Origin of the sequence: Bradyrhizobium sp. INPA03-11B (assembly GCF_040446015.1) — a bacterium.
In the GTDB taxonomy this organism is placed as follows: Bacteria; Pseudomonadota; Alphaproteobacteria; order Rhizobiales; family Xanthobacteraceae; genus Bradyrhizobium; species Bradyrhizobium macuxiense_A.
Map to the genome: position 1 here is coordinate 1 of NZ_JASGSR010000059.1, position 20,076 is coordinate 20,076.

Annotated in this window: 15 protein-coding genes; 7 read left to right on the forward strand and 8 right to left on the reverse strand. The window is 65.9% G+C overall.

What is annotated here, in order from left to right:
• Both QMZ05_RS23600 and QMZ05_RS23605 read right to left on the reverse strand, forming a co-directional pair.
• On the reverse strand, positions 1-1,200 hold a 1,200-nt coding region (locus QMZ05_RS23600; protein ID WP_353702907.1), incomplete at its 3' end, for a DUF5666 domain-containing protein.
• Positions 1,197-2,072 (reverse strand): DUF6502 family protein, encoded by an 876-nt coding sequence (locus QMZ05_RS23605; RefSeq protein ID WP_353702908.1) that lies wholly within the window; start codon positions 2,070-2,072, stop codon positions 1,197-1,199. The genes QMZ05_RS23605 and QMZ05_RS23600, both read right to left, overlap by 4 nt.
• A gap of 148 nt (positions 2,073-2,220) precedes the next feature.
• On the opposite strand from QMZ05_RS23605, the gene QMZ05_RS23610 reads away from it, so the two are divergent.
• The 6 genes from QMZ05_RS23610 (at position 2,221) to QMZ05_RS23635 (ending at position 8,517) form a co-directional block, all read left to right on the forward strand.
• On the forward strand, positions 2,221-2,655 hold the full coding sequence (locus QMZ05_RS23610; RefSeq protein WP_353702909.1) for a hypothetical protein: 435 nt from the start codon (positions 2,221-2,223) through the stop codon (positions 2,653-2,655).
• 210 nt (positions 2,656-2,865) lie between these two features.
• Positions 2,866-3,087, forward strand: coding sequence for a hypothetical protein (locus tag QMZ05_RS23615; protein ID WP_353702910.1), 222 nt, complete (start codon positions 2,866-2,868; stop codon positions 3,085-3,087).
• A 20-nt stretch (positions 3,088-3,107) separates the two neighbouring features.
• Complete coding sequence (locus QMZ05_RS23620) at positions 3,108-5,048, forward strand: glycosyltransferase (protein ID WP_353702941.1); 1,941 nt, start codon at positions 3,108-3,110, stop codon at positions 5,046-5,048.
• 2 nt (positions 5,049-5,050) lie between these two features.
• A complete protein-coding gene (locus tag QMZ05_RS23625; RefSeq protein ID WP_353702911.1) occupies positions 5,051-5,791 on the forward strand; it encodes an ABC transporter ATP-binding protein in 741 nt (246 codons plus the stop codon).
• Positions 5,788-7,203 (forward strand): glycosyltransferase family 1 protein, encoded by a 1,416-nt coding sequence (locus QMZ05_RS23630; RefSeq protein WP_353702912.1) that lies wholly within the window; start codon positions 5,788-5,790, stop codon positions 7,201-7,203. The genes QMZ05_RS23625 and QMZ05_RS23630 overlap by 4 nt, the downstream gene beginning before the upstream one ends.
• Before the next feature lie 6 nt (positions 7,204-7,209).
• Positions 7,210-8,517 (forward strand): O-antigen ligase family protein, encoded by a 1,308-nt coding sequence (locus QMZ05_RS23635; RefSeq protein ID WP_353702913.1) that lies wholly within the window; start codon positions 7,210-7,212, stop codon positions 8,515-8,517.
• A gap of 137 nt (positions 8,518-8,654) precedes the next feature.
• Here the strand turns inward: QMZ05_RS23635 and QMZ05_RS23640 are convergent, their stop codons facing one another.
• The gene (locus tag QMZ05_RS23640) at positions 8,655-9,890 is read right to left on the reverse strand and encodes an ABC transporter substrate-binding protein (RefSeq protein WP_353702914.1); all 1,236 of its coding nucleotides are present in this window, start codon (positions 9,888-9,890) and stop codon (positions 8,655-8,657) included.
• A 159-nt stretch (positions 9,891-10,049) separates the two neighbouring features.
• On the opposite strand from QMZ05_RS23640, the gene QMZ05_RS23645 reads away from it, so the two are divergent.
• Positions 10,050-12,203 carry a carbamoyltransferase C-terminal domain-containing protein gene (locus QMZ05_RS23645; protein ID WP_353702915.1) on the forward strand — a complete coding sequence of 718 codons (2,154 nt, stop codon included), beginning with the start codon at positions 10,050-10,052 and terminating at the stop codon, positions 12,201-12,203.
• Here the strand turns inward: QMZ05_RS23645 and QMZ05_RS23650 are convergent.
• The 5 genes from QMZ05_RS23650 to QMZ05_RS23670 form a co-directional block, all read right to left on the reverse strand.
• A complete protein-coding gene (locus QMZ05_RS23650) occupies positions 12,163-13,098 on the reverse strand; it encodes a DMT family transporter (RefSeq protein ID WP_353702916.1) in 936 nt (311 codons plus the stop codon). The two genes, QMZ05_RS23645 and QMZ05_RS23650, sit on opposite strands and share 41 nt — an antisense overlap.
• An 86-nt stretch (positions 13,099-13,184) precedes the next feature.
• The gene (locus tag QMZ05_RS23655) at positions 13,185-14,054 is read right to left on the reverse strand and encodes an NAD(P)-dependent oxidoreductase (RefSeq protein WP_353702917.1); all 870 of its coding nucleotides are present in this window, start codon (positions 14,052-14,054) and stop codon (positions 13,185-13,187) included.
• A gap of 3 nt (positions 14,055-14,057) precedes the next feature.
• Positions 14,058-15,189, reverse strand: a protein-coding gene (prfB, locus tag QMZ05_RS23660; RefSeq protein WP_106939930.1) for a peptide chain release factor 2 whose coding sequence is annotated in 2 segments (ribosomal slippage) — positions 14,058-15,119 and positions 15,121-15,189 — 1,131 coding nt in all. Because the reading frame shifts where the segments join, the coding sequence is not laid out codon by codon here.
• Between the two features lie 204 nt (positions 15,190-15,393).
• A complete protein-coding gene (locus QMZ05_RS23665; protein ID WP_353702918.1) occupies positions 15,394-17,895 on the reverse strand; it encodes a penicillin-binding protein 1A in 2,502 nt (833 codons plus the stop codon).
• Between the two features lie 264 nt (positions 17,896-18,159).
• Positions 18,160-19,515, reverse strand: coding sequence for an N-acetylmuramoyl-L-alanine amidase (locus tag QMZ05_RS23670; RefSeq protein ID WP_353702919.1), 1,356 nt, complete (start codon positions 19,513-19,515; stop codon positions 18,160-18,162).
• Positions 19,516-20,076: the final 561 nt, after the last annotated feature.

A 20,076-nucleotide genomic window follows, 5' to 3' on the forward strand; every position in this document is an offset into this window, starting at 1 on the left:
ACCGAATCCGCCACCACCGAATCCGCCGCCGGGGCCGCCACCCGGGCCGCCACCGCCACCCGGACCGAACGGTCCGCCGGGCGAGCCGAAGCCGCCAGGGCCAGGACCTGTCGTTCCACCGCTCAGCGGATCAGGCGCAGGACCGCCGCCGGGCGGCAGTCCACCGGACGGACCGGACGACCCTCCGCCGGGCCCACCACCCGGGCCACCCCGTCCGCCTGGTCCGGATCCGCCTCCCGGCCCTGAGCCGCCGCCACCGGAGCCGCGGCCCGGCGTGCCGGGACTCCTCACCGACGAGCCCGGAAATTTGGCAACCGATTGCACCGATTCGACGCGCAGCTCGCGGGTGCCCGTCGGCTGGGCGTTGACGACCACGCGCGTATCGGCCGCCGGCGAGAACCGCGAATGATCGCGTGCGACAAAGCCGGAGCCGAGCTGCAGATCATTGCCGACCCGCCGCACATAGGCCTCGATCAACAACCGCTTCGCGCCGGCAAGGTCGGAGAAGTCGTCGGCGCGGCTGCGCGAGACCTGCATCACGCCCTGCGCGACATGCCCCTCGGCCTGCACGCGCTGACCGGCCAGCGCCGCATCGACGCCGCTGAGCTTGAGCTCGCCGATCCTCAGAGTTCCTGCGCGATCGCGCTCGAGCGGCCCGGCGACGCGCATCGCTGCGTCATGGCGCTCCTGCACGAGGCTCGCGACGACGACACCATCGGTGCGGCGCAGCCCGAACACGGCGACATGCGCGCCGACCTTCAGCCAGCTGTCGCGGCCGCTCCAGGCAACCTTCTGGCCGAGCACCGTCAGCTCGCCCGATTTCATCTGCTCGACCGGCCCGGTCACTTCGCTCGCCACGTCGATGCGTTTAGTCGACAATGTGCCGCCGGCATCGCGCTCGGCCACGACGCGCGCAAGCTGTCCGATCCGCAGCGCCTTGGCGTTCGCCGCCTCGCCGTCGATCCGGACCGGCACGTCGGCCGCATAGGCGACGCGCTCGCCATTGACATAGATCGAGCCGAACCGCTGGATCACGCCGACGATGCCGGTGCCGCCGATGCCCTGGTCGGAGCCGGTGATGCCGGTGCCGCCGATGCCCTGATCGTTGCCGCGCTTCTTGACCTGCGCGCCCGCGAGCGACGTTCCGGCGAGCCAGAATGCTGCGAGCAGCGTGCGGCGCGAGATGATGGGGCCGCTCATGTCCCGCCGCCTTCGTCCGAATCGTCATCGACCGGGCCGTCCGGGCCCTCGCGATAGATGTAGATGCCGAAATTCCAGCGGTGGTCGCCGCCCTTGTCCTTGGCGAGCGCGCGGTTGGCCTCGCGGTTGGCGACCTTCAACGCCTCCATTGCGAGCTCGCGCGAGCGGCCCTCGAGCCGCTTGGCGAGCTTGGCCGACAGCCCGTCGTAATGCACCGCGCGTTCGAGGAAGCGCGGCGTCGCCGACGACACGTTCTGCTCGGCGGCCGCGACATGGTCGTGCAGATTGCGGCCGAGATAGTGCCATTTGCGGTCGTCGTCGCCCTGCGGCACGAAGGCCTCCTCGACCAGCATGATCTCGTCGCGGTCATTGATGGTGACGAGCTTGCGATCGAGCCATTCGTCCAGCACGGCGCGCGGCCGCAGGTCCTTGGTGATCGATTCGACCAGCGTCTCGAACGACGGCGCGCCGCCATCAGCGGTGCGCGGCAACGGCAGCGGATCGCCCTTCGCATCGGTGAACTCGGGCGCGGCCAGCCAGCGCGCGATGATCGCGCTGGTGCGCGACAGCGTCGCCGGCACCGCGTTGACCGGCGCACCCGCGCCGCGCAGCCGCGCCACCTCCTTGCGGTGGATGCCGGTCAGCAGGCTGACGCGGCTGTCGGTCTGCTCCTTGCCCTCGAGCGCGAAGTCGTGCTCGGCGACGTTGACATAGAGCTCGCGAAGCAGCTGGGTCAGCGCCGGGAATGTCATGCCGCCGCGGATACAAAGCCGCACCAGCGGACGCAGCATCCGCGCCAGCGGTGCATGCAGCTTCGCTGCGGCGATCGGCGCGGACGATCCCGGCTTCGACTTCGGGGCCTTGGCATTCATGCCCAACTTTTAGCCGTCCCCGGCGTGGGACACAATCCCACCTCACTTGACGTGTGACATTTTCCCACTTATGGGAAACAAAGTCACCTCCGGACACACCGCGCGCCCGCCACGGTGACCTGGCACTGCCGCCAACACGGACCGCTCCATGACATCAACCCGATTCGACCTTGCGATCGCGGAAGCCTGCCGGATCGCCCAGGTTCCCTACGAGGAGTTCGTGTCGACGGTGATGGCGGGCGGCTATCCCTGCCTGCCGGGCGTGGTGCCCGGAACGCCGCGCCGCTTCGACGAGACCGACCTGCTGGCGGTGTACATCTATGGCCGCCTGCTCGCGTTCGGCTTCGGCGGCCTGCGCGCCGGCGAATATGCCAGCCGCGCGCATGCCGGCCTCACCGCCGAGCCACGGGCGAATTCGATCTCGATCGCGCTGACATCGGATGGCGGCAAGCGTGTCGTCATCGAGCAGGATTTGCAGCGGTCGGCAGCCGCGATGCTGCCCGAGCGAATCCATTTCGACATCCCCGCCATCAGGCGCCAGTTGCAGCAACCGACCGAACGCAGCACCGCCGAGCCGGCCTGACGCTCCGCTAGAAACTCCCGCATTCGCCCGATCGCCCGCGCAGTCACGGTGCGATCGCGCCGTCATGCCGTCATGCGTTCCGATCCTTCCTCCCCCAAAAAAGTTGTCCACTGCCTTACGTGGGACATAATCCCACATTTTAGTCCGACGTCATTGACGTGTGAAATTTTCCCACGTATCCAGAATCCATTCAGCAGGGAATCCGACGCAATGTCTCTTCGTTCGGCCCGCGACACCGAATCCGGTCGGTTCGCCGCCATCACCCTCCGTTTCACGGCGCAGGCGCCGTTCTGCTTCACGCCGCGGGCATTCTCGTTCACGCCGCGGGCGGCTTGCGTCCCGATCGAGCCGGTGTTTCCGGCGCTGCTGCGCTCGGCGGTGTTCTTCGCCGCGCTGGCGCTGCCGTTCGTCGTCGCCCTGTACGCAGCATGATCCGGATCGAGCCGCCCATGATGGTTCTCAACCCGCCGCCGGCCCGGCGTCCGTCGGTGCTCCACATCTTCAAGGTCTACTATCCCGACCTGTTCGGCGGCACACTGACGGTGATCCGCGACATCTGCGCCTCCCTGAAGGACACGTTCAACGCTGCCGTGCTGGTCTGCTCGCGCTCCGGCGGCGAGCAAAAGATCGTGGTCAATGACGTGGCCGTCGAGCGTGTGCACTCGTTCGGCGACGTGCTGTCGCTACCGGCGGCGCCGACCTATCCGTGGCGGTTGTGGCGCCGTATCGCCGAGCACGATCTGCTGGCGCTGCACGCGCCCTTCCCGCTCGCCGACCTCGTGTTCGCATTCGGGCTCGGCCACACGCGTCCGCTGGTCGTGCACTGGCATGCCGACATCGTCTCGCACGCGGCACTGCGCTTCCTGGTCGAGCCGATGATGCGGCGAACCCTGCGGCGGGCGTCTGCGATCATCGTCTCCGATCCGGTGCTGATCGAGACCACGCCGCTGCTGCAGGAATTTTCCGACAAGTGCCACGCCGTTCCGTTCGGCGTCGACGTCGAGAAATACGACCGGCCCGCCGCGCAAGCCGACGACGTCAACGCCCGCGGCCGCCTGGTCCTCGCCTGCGGCCGGCTGGTGCCCTACAAGGGCTTCGACGTCCTGGTGCGATCGGCCCACGCCCGCAATTTCGAGGTCTGGATCGTCGGCGAGGGCCGCGAGCGCGAGCATCTCGAGCAGTTGATCCGTGACTACGGCCTGCAGGACCGCGTCCGCCTGCTCGGCTCGGTGTCCGAGAGCGATCGCGTCAAGCTGATGCGCATCGCCGACGTCTTCGTGATGCCGTCGGTGACCAATGCGGAAACCTTCGGGCTGGTCCAGCTCGAGGCGATGGCGGCGAGCCGTCCGATCGTCAACACCGCGCTCGACACCGGCGTTCCCCATGTCGCCCGCGACGGCCTCGAGGCCATCACGGTGCCGCCCGGCGATCCCGCCGCGCTTGCCGATGCCATCGAGACGCTGATCAACGATCCGGAGCGGCGCCGCCGCATGGGCCAGGCCGCGCGGCATCGCGCGCTGACGAAATATTCGACAACAGCCTTCAAGGAGGGAGTGGAGACGGTGTACCGCAAGGTCGTTTCCGAAGAGGCCGCCGCAAAGGACGCAGGGTCGTCAGCCCCAGCCCCGCGCCCCCAAACGGCCGGTTTCGTCGGCGCGATCCAGATCGCCGCCGCGCTGGCCTGGTCTGACGTACGCCATCGCTATGTCCGCTCCCTCCTTGGACCCTTCTGGATGTCGATCCAGATGGCGATAATGGTGGCCGTGCTCGGCTCGGTCATCGGCCATCTCTCCAACGCCAGCGCGGTGGCGCGGCTGCCGATGCTGGCGGCAAGCCTCACCGCCTGGACCTTCCTCAACAGCGTCGTGCTCGACGCCACCACTGCGCTGCAAGGCTCGGCCAGCCTGATCAAGGATCGGGCGCTGCCGCCGGTGATCTTCCTGCTGCAATGTACCATCCGCCAGGCGCTGTTCGCGGCCCACAACGCAGTGGTGCCGCTGGTCCTGTGGCTCGCGCTGACGCCGCGGGATGTCGGCGGCGCCATCGCCGCCCTGCCCGGCCTCGTCCTGTTCGTCATCTCCGCACTCGGCGTGAGCCTCGTGCTCGGCGCGCTGGCGACGCGCTACCGCGACATCAAGCCGATCATCGAATCCTCGCTGACGCTGGCGTTCCTGGCCTCGCCGATCATCTGGACGCCCGAGATGATCGATCGCGGCTCCACGGTGATGCGGCTCAATCCGCTGACGCATCTGTTCGCGGTCTGGCGCGACCCGCTGGCATCAGGCCATGTCGCGATGACCAGCGTGATCTATGTGCTGGCCTGCCTTGCTGCGCTCGCGGCCGCCGCGGTCGTGACCATCACCCAATTGCGCAAAGCGGCGTTCTGGATCTAGGCATGGCACGCATTCACCTCCGCGACGTCTGCCTCGATTATCCGCTGTACGGCGCCTACGACTTTTCGCTGAAGCGCCGCCTGCTCGGGCGCCTGTTCCGTCAGAGCAGCGAGATGCGGACCATCCGCGCGATCGACAGTATCTCGATCGAGGCCAAGGCCGGCGCACGCATCGGCCTCGCCGGGCCGAACGGCTCCGGCAAGTCGACCTTGCTGCGGCTGATCGCCGGCGTCTTTCCGGCAACCAGCGGCAAGGTCGAGATATCAGGCAATATCGTGCCGCTGCTCGGCCTTGGTGCCGGCGTCAATCTCGATTTCGTCGCCGCCGACAATATCAGCCTGCTGCTGCGGATCTCGGGACGCAAGCCGACGCCTGCGATCCTGGAGGAGATCTGGGCCTTCACGGAGCTGGAAGAGCGCATGCAGCGGCTGCCGCTGCGCATGTTCTCCTCGGGCATGCTGATGCGCGTGCTGTTCGCGACCGCGACCGCCTTTCCCGCCGACATCCTGCTGCTCGACGAATGGCTCAGCGTGGTCGACGAGAATTTCTCGGCCAAGGCCGAGCAGCGGCTGCGCAAGATGGTCGAGACCGCGGCGATCGTGATCATCGCCTCGCACGACCACGCGCTGCTGCGCCGGACCTGCAACAGCATCATCAATCTCGATCACGGCCTCATCGCCAGCACCGTTGCGCTGGATGCGCCCGTCCCGCATCACCTCGAGCTCAGAGAAATCAGCGCATGACAAAGATCCTGGTCGTCAGCGAGGCGCTCGGCGAACCCAACCACAAGCGCGGCATCTTCCATTTCACGCGCGAATTGATCCGCTCGCTGGCCGGCGACGGCCACGAGCTGACGCTGCTGGTCGAGACCACGCGGCGCTATCGCAAGCTGCGCCGCCGCCAGCAGCGCACAAGGCTGCTGCCCGACGGGTCGCGGCTGATCGAGCTGCTCGCGCTCTATCGCTTCCTCGACGAGGCCGACATGAATGCGCCCGTCATGCGCAGCAGCGGCGGCCTGCGCCGCACCGTCGACTGGTTCCGCGGCAAGCTCCGCGCCGCGACCTCGCTGGAATTCGCGGTCAGCTTCCTGCGCGCGCTGCATTTGCTGCCGCCCGGCGTCAGCCTGATCGAAAACCATGCCGACGGCCTCGAATACATCCCGACCGATCTGCGCCATCTCAGGCTGTTCGGCGATTTCCTGCTCGAACCCGGCTTCTACAGCTATCAGGACACCTCGGCGCTGCTGCGGCTGCCGCCACCCCGCGTCGATGCGCGCGGCTACGACGTCATTCTCATCGACACGCCGACGCGGGTGGCGATCCAGCGCAAGCGCGGCGCCAAGGTGATCTGCGTCGTGCACGACCTGCTGCCGCTGACCGACCTCAAGCTCAGCGACGTCGCAACGCGGCTGTTCCTGTCGCGCCTGTTCACCAGCCTGCAACAGGCCGACGAGCTCGCCTTCGTCTCAAATTACAGCCTCGGCCGGTTCCGCACCCTGCTGCCGCAGTTCGCGCATCTGCCGGCGCGAGTGGTCTATCCCCGCACCAAATTCGACGCCGCGGCGCTGCTGGCACCGGGTGCGCCGAGCGGACGGCCCTACTTCGTCGTGATCGTCTCCGCCGAGCCGCGCAAGAACCTTGCCGCCGTCATCCGCGCCTTCCGCAAGCTGCCGCAGGCCGATCTCGTCGTGATCGGCTACACCGGCGACCCCAGCCTGACCCGCAACGCACCACCCAATGTCCGCTTTTCCGGCTATGTCGAGGAATATGAGAAGGCCGCGCTGATCGCCGACGCGCATGGCCTGATCATGCCGAGCCTCGCCGAGGGCTTTGGCGTGCCGATCATCGAGGCGCTGGCCGCCAACACGCCGGTGCTGTGCTCCGATATCGCCGTGTTCCGCGAGGTCGCGGGCGAGCTCGCTGATTATTTCGACCCGTTCTCGATCGAGTCCATTGCGGCCTCGGTGACCCGGGTGCTGGCGCAGCAGGAGCAATGGCGCGAGCGGATCCGCGAGCGCCGGACCGAACTCGCCGAACGCTTCGGCCACCACACCCAGGCGCGCGACCTGCTGTCGCATCGCCTCGCCGCGGAGAGCATGACTTCGGTGCCCGCAGCGTCTGCCGCGATGGCGGCGTTCAACGGCGCCACCGTGTAACCCGGCATGACCACCGAGTCCCACGTGATCGGTGCCGCGCCTGCGATGCGATGGCGCGACCGCGTCCGCGCCTGGTCCGGCACGGACGCCTATGTCCGCGCGACCGACATCCTGATCGTGCTGGCCGCGGCCGCGCTGCCATGGTCGACGTCGCTGCTCGCGATCTTCATGCTGCTGTGGCTGGTCGCCGTGATTCCGACCGTCGACTGGGAGCAGTTCATCCTCGACCTTGCGCGGCCCGCCTTCGCTTTGCCACTCGCGCTGGTCGCGCTTGCGGTGATCGGCGTGGCATGGTCGGAGACGGGCTGGGCCGAACGGTTCCAGGGCATCAAGCCGCTTAGCAAGCTGCTGCTGCTGCCGTTCCTGCTCGGCTATTTCCAGCGCTCGCAGCGCGGGCTCTTTGTGTTCGCAGCCTTCCTGGTGTCGTGCACGCTGCTGATGATGCTGTCCTGGATCGTGCTGGCGCTGCCGCAGCTCAAGCTCGCGCACACCGCATCCAGTGGCGTGCCGGTCAAGAACTACCTCGACCAGAGCCAGGAATTCACGCTCTGCGCCTTCGCGCTGGCGCTGCCGGCGTTGACCGCGCTGCGGGCCCGGCAGTGGCGCATCGCAGCCGGCCCCATTGCGCTGATCCTGCTGTTTGTCGCCAACATGCTCTATGTCGTCTCGGCGCGGACCGCGCTGCTCTACATGCCGGTGCTATTGATCCTGTTCGCCTCGCTGCATCTGTCGCGGCGCGCCACGCGGCTGCTGTTCGCCGCTGCCGCGCTGGCAAGCTTGATGGTCTGGACCACGTCGCCTTATCTGCGGCAACGTATTGCCGACATCGGCATCGAGTATCGCGCGCAGGATACCTCAGGCATCGCCTCCACCGCGCAGCGCCTGACTTATTGGCGGAAATCGGTGAAGTTCATCGCAGCCGCGCCGTGGCTCGGGCACGGCACCGGTTCGATCAGGCACATGTTCACGCTGGATGCGACAGGACAAACCGGCCTGCAGGCCGAGGTGATCAACAATCCGCACAACCAGACCTTCAACGTCGCGATCCAGTGGGGGCTCCTCGGCATCCTGCTGCTCTACGCAATGTGGACCAGCCACATCAGGCTGTTCGCCGGCCGCGATCTCGTGAGCTGGATCGGGCTCGCCGTGGTCGTGCAGAACATCACGAGCTCGCTGCTCAATTCGCATTTGTCCGATTTTCACGAAGGCTGGATGTACGTGATCGGCGTCGGCGTCGCCGGCGGCATGGCGCTCCGCCCGCGCAACAAATTCGGTGTCGTCCCGGGCAAGCGCAGCGCGACCCGGGACCCATAACCACTAATGGTTGTTGTTGCATAGCGCTGGAGCCCCAGCCCGCTTCAACAACGCGCGTCTGTGGTTATGGGTCCCTGCTTTCGCAGGGACGACAGCGGTGTGTTGGCTTGAGCGCGGGTTCTCTCAGCAGCCAGCCCCTACCGCGTCGCCTCGTGCCCGACCTCGCCCGTGATGACGTCGCCGAACAGCTCCCAAGCTTCGCCGTTGAACCGCATCAATTGCATCTGCTCGATCGGGAAGTAATCGTCCGGCGAGGTGTTGACCATGACGCCCGGCAGCATCAGGTCGGAATGGAAGTTCTTCAGATTGGCGGCCTGCTTCATCACGTTGTCGCGCGTCAGATTGTCACCGCACTGCTTCAGCACCTGCACCATGGCCTCGGCCTGCACATAGCCATAGAGGTTGTTGGCGTTGCCCTTGTCGCCGTCCGGATAATACTTGTCCATGAAGGCGCGCCAGCTCGTGACCGCGGGATCCTTGTCCCAGGTCGGATCGGTCGGGTCCTTCAGATAGGCCGTCGAGATGATGCCCTTGGAATATTCCAGCCCGGCCGGCTTCAGCACCGAGGCGACCGAGGTCGCGGTGTTGGCGAGGAAGAATTTCGGCTTCCAGCCGAGCTCGCCCACTTTCCGGATCGCCTGCGCCGATCCCTTCGGCGCCGCCCAGGAGAAGAAGATATCCGCGCCGGAATCGTGCAGCGCGACGATCTGCGAATCGATCGAGGGATCGGAGACCTCGTAGGATTTGTCGGCGATGATCATGTTGACCTTGTCGCCGAGCCCATCCTTCAGGCCCTTGAACTGATCCTTGCCGGCATCGTCATTCTGCCAGAACACAGCGATCTTGCTGTCTGGAAACTTGTCGCGAATGTATTTCGCGTAGATGCGCCCCTCGCTCTGGTAGTTGGGCTGAAAGCCCATCGTCCAGGGGAAGTTCTTGGGGTCGCCGAACTTGGTGCCGCCGGACGCGACGAACAATTGCGGCACCTTCTTGGCATTCATGTATTTCATGATTGCCGAATTCGACGGCGTGCCGAGCGCCTGGAAGATCAGCAGCACCTCGTCGCTCTCGACCAGCTTGCGCGCCTGCTCGATTGCCTTGGGTGGCGAATAGGCATCGTCGTAGCTGATGAAGTTGATCTTGCGGCCATTGATGCCGCCCTGTTCGTTGACCATCTTGAAGAACGCAGCCTCGGTCTTGCCGATCACGCCGTAGGACGACGCCGGGCCGCTATACGGCATGATGTTGCCGATCTTGATTTCGGTATCGGTCGCGCCGGGATCGTATTTCTTCTGGGCGTGGGCCGAGGTCGCGAGGAGTGCCACACTTGCGAACGCCACGATTGCGCCAATATATCCAGAACGAGCCGGCATCGTTTTCTCCCGATTTTTGTCGTGGTTTTGACGGCAAGTCTCGCAAGAGACGCATGTGCTGGCAAGCGCCGGGTATTTCCGTTGGGCGAAACGGCATTGTTGCCTGGCGCTATTTATGATTGAAGGTCGATCTGGGGATCACGAGTCGAGGCGTTCTGATTGCGTAAACCGGACATTCGTACCGGTCCGCGGCATCCGCGTATTGCGGCTGCGGGCTATGAAATCACGCGCCGCCTCAGCGAACGTGCGCTGGCTGGTCGTGGCCTGCACAAGGCCAATGGCGAGTTCGCGCAAGCCACGATCGCCTCGATCCGCGAAAGGCTGCAGCGCGGCGAGACCGTCTATATCGCGGGCCTCGCCTGCCCCGGCACGCACAACACCGGCGTCGCGCTGGTCGAGGTCACCCAGAAGGACGGCCCGCGCCTGATCGTCAACAACGAGGAAGAGCGCTTTTCCGGAAACAAACATACCAACGAGTTTCCGCAATACGCGCTCGAGGACATGCGCAAGGTGTTGCAGCGAATGGGCCGCGACATCGGCGACATCGCGGCCTTCGTCACGACATGGGACTATCCGGCACTGCTGGCGATGCTGATCCGCACCTCGCTCGAGGAAGCGCCGGCCAGCATCAAATTGCTGCGTGCGCCGATCGCGCCCGCGATCAACCTGCGACAGATGGACCAGGTGCGGCGCATCGCGCGCAGGCTCGGCAAGATGTACGGGCTCGGCGAGCAGCTGCCGCTGATCTGCATGCCGCATCACGACAATCACGCCTGGTACTCGTTCACCGCCTCGCCGTTCGCCGATCTGCGCGAGCGCGTCGCGATCGCGGTGCTCGACGGCACCGGCGATGTCGGCTCGATCTCGCTCTATGTCGCCGACAACGGCGAGATGAAGCAGCTCTATTGCAACGAGAGCCTGTTCGATTCGCTCGGTGCCTTCTACACCGTGATCTCGTCGAGCCAGGGCGGCTGGACCTGGCTCTCCAGCGAGGGCCGTTACATGGGCGCCGCCGCCTGGGGCGACATGAACCGCGCCACCAATCCGTATTATCAGCGGCTGAAGGCGGTGTTGCATCTCGGCCCCGATGGCAGCGTGCAGCTCAATCGCGCGATGGCCAATTGGTACGCCGATCCCGCCGACAATCCCTATCATCAGCCGCTGATCGATATCCTCGGCCCGCCGCTGCGGCCCGACCAGCTCTGGAATCCCGATGCCGTGCTGCGCGTCGAGGACATCAATCACCGCCCCGACACTAAGGACCGCGTCGACAAGGCCGCCGCGACGCAACTGGTATTCGAGGACGCGATGATCCATGTCATCGATCATCTCTTGCGCGTCACCGGCACCGATCGCCTGGTGCTGACCGGCGGCGTGGCGCTGAACGCGCTCGGCAACATGCGGCTGCTCGAGCATTTTGACGAAGCGTGGTTTGAACGCGCGCAGCAGCGCAAGACGCGGCTGCATATGTGGGTGCCGCCGGTGCCCGGCGATCCCGGCGTGCCGATCGGTGCGGCCTGGCTGTTCGCCCATATGGCGGGCGCGCCGCGCGGCGCGCCGCTGTCGCACGCCTTCTATTGCGGCCTGCCGCCCTCGAATGCCGACATCACCGCGGCGCTCGACGCCGACGACATCGCCTCCACGGCGATCGGCAATGTCGAAACGTCTGATGGGCGCGATGCGGTTGCCGATCTGATGGCCAGCATGGTGGCACAAGGCGGCGTGATCGCGATCTACCAGGGCGCGGCCGAGACCGGCCCGCGCGCGCTCGGCCATCGCTCGATCCTCGCCAATCCCTGCGATCCCGCGGTGCGCGAGCGGCTCAACGAGCGCGTCAAGTACCGCGAGGCGATCCGGCCGCTGGCGCCGATGGCGACGCTCGAGGCCGCGCGCGACTATTTCGAGCTGGAAGACGGCGCCTCCGACGGCGACTACAACGCCTACAACTACATGGTGCTCACGGCGCATTCGAAGCCGGAAGCGCGCGCCAGGATTCCCGCCGTGGTGCACGCCGACGGCACCGGCCGCATCCAGATCGTGCGCGAGGCGGACGATCCCCTCACCTACGCCTATCTGAAGGCGCTCGGCCGCCATATCGGCGTCGAGATGTCGGTCAACACGTCGTTCAACGTCGCAGGCCCGATCGCGCAGACGCCGGAGCAGGCGATGGACACGCTGCGCCGCTCCAAGGGGCTCGATGCCGTGGTGCTGGTCGCCGACGACGGCACCGCCTATGCCGCCTGGCACGGCGGCGAGCGCGACAGCGGCCGCTTTACCGGATGGTATGCGGCGTGGAAGCAGGCACGCGGCTGAACCAGCCCAGCACGCGCCCTTCGATCAAGAGCAACGCGCTCGCGATGACAAGCGCGCCGATGATCTCGCGCTGCGCGATCGGCTCGCCGAGAACGAGGTAGCCGAGCAGCATCGCGGTGACCGGAATCAGCAGCGTCACCAGCATCACATTGGTCGCGCCGGAGCGCTGCAGGATCTGAAAGAACACGATGTAGGCCAGCGCGGTCGACAGCGCCGCGAGCCCGAGCACGGCGAGCCACGTGGTCGGATGCGGCATCGGCAGCAGCCAGGGCTTGTCGGCCACGGCGGCGATCGGCGCCATCATCACGGCCGATGTCATCATCTGGAATGTCGCCGTGCCGAGCGGCGGCACGCGCTGCGGCAGCCGCCGCCCGACCAGCGCCGCCAGGCCATAGCTGAAGGCGCCGGCGAGGCACAGCAGGATGCCGATGCCCTGGCGGCTCTCGAAGCCGAGCGCATCGCCGTGCAGGATCGCGACCCCGATCAGCCCGACCACCACGCCCGCGACGCGGCGCGCCTGCAGTCTCTCCTCGCCGGCCGCTGCCATGATGATCACCGCGAACAGCGGCGTCGTCGCGTTGAGGATCGAAGCCAGCCCGCTCGGAATATAGGTCTGCCCGAACACGATCAGCGAGAACGGCAGCACGTTGTTGAACAGCCCCATCGCGAAGAACGGCGCCCAGGCGGAGACGCCGCGCGGCCATTCGATCTTCGCGGCACGCAGCAGCGGCAGCAGGATGATCGTGCCGAGCACCACGCGCAGCAGCACCAGAGTCAGCGGCGGCAATTCGCGCAGGATCACGCCGTTGAAGAAGAACGAGCCGCCCCAGAGCACCGACAGCAGGCCAAGCAGGCCCCAGTCGCGGCGATCGATCCTGTTATCGGTGGAAGGCATGTCGGGCGGGCTCTCGTCAGCGCTGTCACAGGTGACTAGTGCTGGGCTGCGAATATTCCCACCCGATTTCCGTGAATGAGGTCCGCCTATTTCGGCCGCGACACGATCTCGATCATCTGGCCTTCGTCGCCGTCCGGCGCGTGCGCCCTGGCCTTGTCATAGGCGGCGAGCGCGGCGCGGCTCACCGGCACGCCGGGCAGCAGCGTCTCGGCCAGCCGCACGGCATATTCCGCATCCTTGTGGCGGAGCGCTGCGGTGAATGACGCGCCGGAGAAATTGCGGTCGATCATTCGCCTCGAGTGGCGGATCACCTGCGGGCTGGCGATCGCGCCGGTTCCCAGCGCCTCGGCCACCAACTGCATGTCGAGACCGGCCTGCTCGGCGATCGCGACGCCCTCGGCGAGGCTTGCGATCTGCACCGCGCCGATCAGATTGTTGATCAGCTTGAACACGGTGCCGGTGCCGACCGCGCCGAAATGGCGGATCGTGCTGCCGATCGGCGCGAGGAACGGCCGCGCCTTGTCGAGGTCGGCGCTATCAGCGCCAACCAGCAGCGTCAGCTTGCCGGCAGCGGCAGCTTCGGGAAGCCCGGTGACGGGACAATCGATGTAGATCAGGCCGCGGCTCTGCAGCTCGCGCGCCAAATCGAGCGTGTGCTGGTAGGAGACCGTGGAGCACTCGATCGCGAGCGTGCCGGCCTTCATCGTGGCCGCGGCGCCGTCCTTGGTCAGCCAGACGTCGCGCGACGCCGCATCGTCGGCGACCATGGTCACGACCGCATCGGCATCGATCGCGGCATCTTCCGGCGAGGTCGCCCAGATCGCGCCGCGCGCAATCAGATCCTCGGCCTTGGCCTTGCTCCGGTTCCACACCGCGACCGTGAAGCCGGCGTCGAGGTAACGGCCGGCCATCCCGTGGCCCATGCGTCCCAATCCGATGAAAGCGACGCGCGGCATGGGCTAATCCACATCCTCGACGGAGCCGGGCCCGGTGCCGAAGGCACGTTGCGCCAGCGTTGCCGCCATGAATTCGTCGAGGTCCCCGTCGAGCACCCCCGAGGTGTCGGAGGTCTGCACACCGGTGCGCAAATCCTTCACCATCTGATAGGGCTGCAAGACGTAGGAGCGGATCTGGTGACCCCAGCCGATATCGGTCTTGGCGGCCTGATCGGCGGCCGCCTGCTCCTCACGCTTCTTCAGCTCGATCTCGTACAGCCGCGCGCGCAGCATGTCCCAAGCCTGCGCCCGGTTCTTGTGCTGGGAGCGGCCGGCCTGGCAGACCACCGCGATCCCGGTCGGAATGTGCGTCAGGCGCACCGCCGACTCGGTCTTGTTGACGTGCTGACCGCCGGCGCCACCCGACCGCATCGTGTCCGTGCGGACGTCGGACTCCTTGATCTCGATCTTGATGCTGTCGTCGATCACGGGGAAAATCTGCACCGACGAAAACGAGGTATGCCGCCGCGCATTGGAATCGAACGGCGAGATGCGCACCAGGCGGTGCACGCCGGCCTCGGTCTTCAGCCAGCCATAGGCATTGTGGCCGGAGATCTGGATGGTGGCGGACTTGATGCCGGCCTCTTCGCCCTGGGACTCTTCGAGGAACTCGATCTTGAAGCCGTGCTTCTCCGCCCAGCGCGTGTACATGCGCAGCAGCATCTGCGCCCAATCCTGGCTCTCGGTGCCGCCGGCGCCGGCATGGACCTCGAGATAGGAATCGAACTTGTCGGCCTCACCCGAGAGCAGCGCTTCCAGCTCGCGCCGGGCGACCTCCTTCTTGAGGTCCTTGAGCGCCTTCTCGGCTTCGGCAACCACGCCGGCATCGTTCTCGGCCTCGCCGAGCTCGATCATGCCGACCTGATCCTCGAGCTCGCGCTCGACCTTGCCGATGCCCGATAGCGCGTCCTCCAGTGAGGTGCGCTCCTGCATCAGCCGCTGGGCCTTCTGGGGATCGTTCCAGAGATTGGAATCTTCTGCGAGCTTGTTCAGCTCAGCGAGGCGTGCCGTCGATTGTTCGACGTCAAAGATGCCTCCTCAGCAGCCCGACTGACTGCTTGATCTCTTCAACAAGGCGTTCGATTTCCGCGCGCATGGTCTTTCAGGTGTTGGCTAAAAAGGTTCCGGGGGATGTAGCGACCGGCGCGGCAAAGCGCAATCGGCTTGGCCGCACTATCCCGGCGATTTGGCAGGATGGGCAGTTAGAGCCGCGTTCCGATTGGATCGGAACGAAGCTCTAGGTTTTTGTTTTGACGCGTTTTCTTCACGCGAACCGGTGTCCACTTCGCTCGAAAACGCTCTAATACAGCCCCCCGGTTCCCGGCCGCATGAAGAAGCCGCCATCGGGCTGGCCGCCGCTCTGCGATGGCTGCGGGCCGGGCGCCGGGCCGCGGCCGTCGGCATCGGCGACCCCGATCACCGAGTAATTCTCCGGCGGGGCGGTGCCCGGCTTGAAGGCTTCGAGGATGGTGTTGCCGCCATCGCCGGGGCCGGCACGCATGCCGGTCTTGGCATCGACGCGGATCAGCTTGATCCCGGCCGGGACCTTGAACGGCGTCGGCGGCTTGTCGGCGAGCGCAAGCTTGAGGAAGTCGCGGGCAATCGGTGCTGCCACGTGGCCGCCAGTGGCGGTGCGGCCGAGATTGCGCGGCTTGTCGTAGCCCATGTAGACGCCAACCGCGAGATCCGGCGAGAAGCCGACGAACCAGACGTCCTTCTCGTCGTTGGTGGTGCCGGTCTTGCCGGCGATCGGCTTGCCGACCTCCTTCACCACGGTCGCAGTGCCGCGCTGGACGACGCCCTCCATCATCTCGGTGATCTGGTAGGCCGTCATCGGATCGAGCACCTGCTCGCGGCGGTCGACCAGCTGCGGCTCCGGCTGGCTCTTCCAGCCCCCGGGCGCGTCGCAGCCGCGGCATTCGCGGGTGTCATGCTTGAAGATGGTATGGCCGTAGCGGTCCTGGATGCGATCGATCAGCGTCGGCTTCACCCGGCGGCCGCCATTGGCGAACATCGAATAGGCCGTGACCATGCGCATCACGGTGGTTTCACCGGCGCCCAGCGCATACGACAGATAGTTCGGCAATTCGTCATAGACGCCGAAGCGTTTTGCATACTCGCCGACCAAGGGCATGCCGATGTCCTGTGCGAGGCGCACCGTCACGGTGTTGAGCGAGCGCTGCAGCGCGTTGCGCAGCGTGGTCGGACCGTAATATTTGCCGGTCGAATAGTTCTCCGGACGCCACACGCCGGCGCCCTGCCCCTGATCGATCTCGATCGGCGCGTCGATCACGGTGGTCGACGGCGTATAGCCGTTGTCGAGCGCCGACGAATATACGATCGGCTTGAACGACGAGCCCGGCTGCCGGTAGGCCTGCGTCGCGCGGTTGAACTGGCTCTGGTCGAACGAGAAGCCGCCGACCATCGCGAGCACGCGGCCGGTCCACGGATCCATCGCCACCATGGCGCCGGACACCTCGGGCAATTGCCGCAGCCGATACTGGCCCTCGACCGCGGCCCCCTCCTTGGTCACCAGCGGATCGGCATAGATCACGTCGCCGGGCTGCAGCACCTGCGACACCGCCGTCGGCGCCTTGCCCTTGGTCTTGGCCCAGCGCACGCCATCGATCGTGATGATGCCGGTCTGCCGCTCCTTGCTGACCGCGCCGCCGAGTTCGCGGCCCGGCTGGAAGCCGATCCGCGCCGACTGATCGCTGGTCTCCAGCACGACTGCCATCCGCCACGGCGAGATGTCGGACAGCGACTTGACGTCGGCGAGCTTGACGCCCCAGTCGCCGGAAATGTCGAGCTTGTGCAGCGCCCCGCGCCAACCCTGCGCCTCATCGTAATTGACGAGGCCTGCGACCATGGTCTTGCGCGCCATCACCTGGATCTTGGGATCCAGCGTGGTGCGGACCGAGAGGCCACCCTCATAGAGTTTCTTCTCGCCGTAGCGCTCGAAAATGTCGCGGCGGACTTCCTCGGCGAAATATTCGCCGGCAAAGATGTGCGCGCCGTTCGAGCGGCTGGTGACGTTGAGCGGATCCTTGCGCGCCTTGTCGGCGTCGGCCTGCTTGATCCAGCCGTTCTCCAACAGACGATCGATCACGTAGTTGCGCCGCTCGATGGCGCGGTCGCGGTTACGGACCGGATGCAGTGCCGCCGGCGCCTTCGGCAGCGAGGCGAGATAGGACGCTTCCGCGATCGTCAGCTCGTTGACCGATTTGTCGAAGTAGACCAGCGACGCCGCCGCGATGCCGTAGGCGCCGAGCCCGAGATAGATTTCGTTGAGATAGAGCTCGAGGATGCGGTCCTTGGAATAGGCGCGCTCGATGCGCATCGCCAGCAAGGCTTCCTTGATCTTGCGCGCGAACGAGACCTCGTTGGTCAGCAGGAAGTTCTTGGCCACCTGCTGGGTGATGGTCGAGGCGCCCTGCGGGCGGCGGTTGGAGCCGTAATTCTGCGCGTAGAGGATCGCAGCGCGCGCCATGCCCTGGTAGTCGATGCCGCCATGCTCGTAGAAGTTCTTGTCTTCGGCGGCGAGGAACGCATTGATCACGAGCTTCGGCACCGCCTGGATCGGCAGATAGAGCCGGCGCTCCTTGGAATATTCACCGAGCAGCGCGCCGTCGGCGGCGTGCACCCGGGTCATCACCGGAGGCTCGTAGTCCTGGAGCTGCGAGTAGTCGGGCAGATCCTTGGAGAAATGCCAGATGGCGCCTGCGACGGCGGCGACACCGACCAGGAACACGACGGTTCCAGCGGCGAACAGGAAACCCAAAAACCGCACGAGCAGGCGCATTATAGACGTTCCGTTCCTACCCTCCGGCGCTCAGTCGTCAGAAGCGCCTGTCCAAATGTGCGAAGCCTCACACAACCAAGCCTCACACAACGAAGGCTCACAACAAGGCTTGGCCCAGCGAGCTGCCTTGCGCATGCGAATAAACAAGAGCCGCCGGACGATTATGGTCGATTCTGCGGACCTGCGGTCCTTTGTCTATACCGTCGCCGCTGTGGCCAAACTAGGGCTTCCGCGCAACGGCCCGGGCTTTTCAGACGGCCGATTTCACTTTGCCGGTCCGGCAGTTGCCAACCGTTTGGCGAAGAACGTGTCGATCGCCTGGACCATCGATCCGACGGCCTTATTCCGCCAGTTCTCGGACACCAGATGCTCGAGGTCGCCCTTGTTGGAGACGTAGCCGATCTCGACCAGCACCGACGGCACGTCGGGCGCCTTCAGCACCCGGAAGCCGGCCGATTTGAGCGGATGCTTGTGCATCCGCACCGTGGTCTTCATCTCGTCCATCAGCAGACGGGCGAAGCGGTTGGAGAAGGTCTTGGTTTCGCGCTGCGCGAGGTCGATCAGGATGTCGGCGACCTCGGTCGGCTCGTCGGTCAGGTTCACACCGGCGATGGCGTCGGCCTTGTTCTCCGCTTCCGCCAGCCGTTCGGCCTCGGCGTCGGAGGCCTTGTCCGATACCGTGTAGATCGTGGCGCCCTGGGCATCGCCCTCGCGGCGCGGCAGGGCATCGGCGTGGATCGAAACAAACAGCGCCGCGGATTGCGAGCGCGCGATCTTCACCCGGTCGTTGAGCGGAATGAAGGTGTCGTCGGACCGGGTCATGACCACGCGATACTTGCCCGACTTCTCGATCCGGTCGCGCAGCGCGAGGCCAAACCCCAGCACCAGGTTCTTCTCGGTCTGGTCGCCGGACTGGGTGCCGTTGTCGATGCCCCCGTGACCGGGATCGATCACGATCAGCGGGCGCGCGTCGGTGGTCGCAACCGGCGGCAACGCCGCAGTGTTGACGGCCGGAATGGTCGCTGTGGTCGATTCGGAAATCGCGGGCTTCAGCTCGGGACGGCTCTCGGGCGCGAGCGACTGCTCGAAGCTGGTGCGATCGACCTGCTCGAAATCCAGCACCAGCCGCGGCGGCTGGCCGTTGGCGGCATCGAGCACATAGGAATTGGCGATCTTCACCGGACCGGTCATGTCGAACACGATCCGCGAGCCGCCGGGCATCACGAGACCATAGCGGAACGCCTTCACCAATCCCCGCGCCGCCGAGCCGGTGCCGGCGGCGAGCTGGAAATTGACCTGCGGGATATCGACCACCACACGGTACGGGTCTGCGAGCGGGAAGGCGCGAAACTCGATCTTGCGATCGAGATCGAGGATGAATCGGGTCTGCTTGTCGTCGCCGGCGAGCCTGGCGCCGGACGCGACCGGGAAAATCGGAGCACTGGTCGCTTGGGAGGTGGCGTCCGGGGCACTGGCGGCTGGGGTGCTTGTGGCCGGCGCAGACTGACCTACCTGAGGTCCTTCGGCCGCGCTCGGGGCGCTGACCACGGCAAACACCGATGCTGCAGCGCACAACAGCCCGCATCCCAGAAAAACAAGGTGTTTTGCGCGGTTCTCCACCCGATTCGGAGCCTCCCAGCTGCTTCTTACCGCATTAGAACCACACGGTTAATCGCACCCTAATGACATCAGGGCGAAAAGAACCCAGTGTTGCGGCGGCGTGACGCTTCCCTTGCACGCGACGGTCAATCCACGTATGTACGGGGTGCTGACGGCTAGTACTCCCGGTTGTGTCGCGTTCAGCCTCTTGGTGCAGCGGTGGAACCTTCCAAGTCGAAGATCCCGCCGTGTTTTTCCGGTCCCTCCCCAGCCAGCGCCGCGCGCGGCTGACACGGAGTGGCGGATTCAAGCCCGAGCGGCGTCCGGTCCCAGACACACTCCCTCGCCAGAGGGACGGTTTGAGACACGGCGTAACCGATTATCCGGTCCCTTGGGGCCTCGATATGCGATGGCCGGCAGGCGCTTCGGCGCCGGACGGGGCTTTCAGCAAAAGATACGGCGGTCAATTTCGCCGCCAACATGTTTAGACGGGCCGACGCTTAATGCGCCAGACTGTATTGCCGACCAGGATCCCACGAATGATCGCGCTGACGCGAGGTGAAAACGTCGCCCGTCGCATCA

Bases quoted from the DNA above. Each gene is read 5' to 3' on its own strand.
- QMZ05_RS23605 (WP_353702908.1), bottom strand. From the start codon at position 2,072: ATGAATGCCAAGGCCCCGAAGTCGAAGCCGGGATCGTCCGCGCCGATC.
- QMZ05_RS23610 (WP_353702909.1), top strand. From the start codon at position 2,221: ATGACATCAACCCGATTCGACCTTGCGATCGCGGAAGCCTGCCGGATC.
- QMZ05_RS23615 (WP_353702910.1), top strand. From the start codon at position 2,866: ATGTCTCTTCGTTCGGCCCGCGACACCGAATCCGGTCGGTTCGCCGCC.
- QMZ05_RS23620 (WP_353702941.1), top strand. From the start codon at position 3,108: ATGGTTCTCAACCCGCCGCCGGCCCGGCGTCCGTCGGTGCTCCACATC.
- QMZ05_RS23625 (WP_353702911.1), top strand. From the start codon at position 5,051: ATGGCACGCATTCACCTCCGCGACGTCTGCCTCGATTATCCGCTGTAC.
- QMZ05_RS23630 (WP_353702912.1), top strand. From the start codon at position 5,788: ATGACAAAGATCCTGGTCGTCAGCGAGGCGCTCGGCGAACCCAACCAC.
- QMZ05_RS23635 (WP_353702913.1), top strand. From the start codon at position 7,210: ATGACCACCGAGTCCCACGTGATCGGTGCCGCGCCTGCGATGCGATGG.
- QMZ05_RS23640 (WP_353702914.1), bottom strand. From the start codon at position 9,890: ATGCCGGCTCGTTCTGGATATATTGGCGCAATCGTGGCGTTCGCAAGT.
- QMZ05_RS23650 (WP_353702916.1), bottom strand. From the start codon at position 13,098: ATGCCTTCCACCGATAACAGGATCGATCGCCGCGACTGGGGCCTGCTT.
- QMZ05_RS23655 (WP_353702917.1), bottom strand. From the start codon at position 14,054: ATGCCGCGCGTCGCTTTCATCGGATTGGGACGCATGGGCCACGGGATG.
- QMZ05_RS23665 (WP_353702918.1), bottom strand. From the start codon at position 17,895: ATGCGCCTGCTCGTGCGGTTTTTGGGTTTCCTGTTCGCCGCTGGAACC.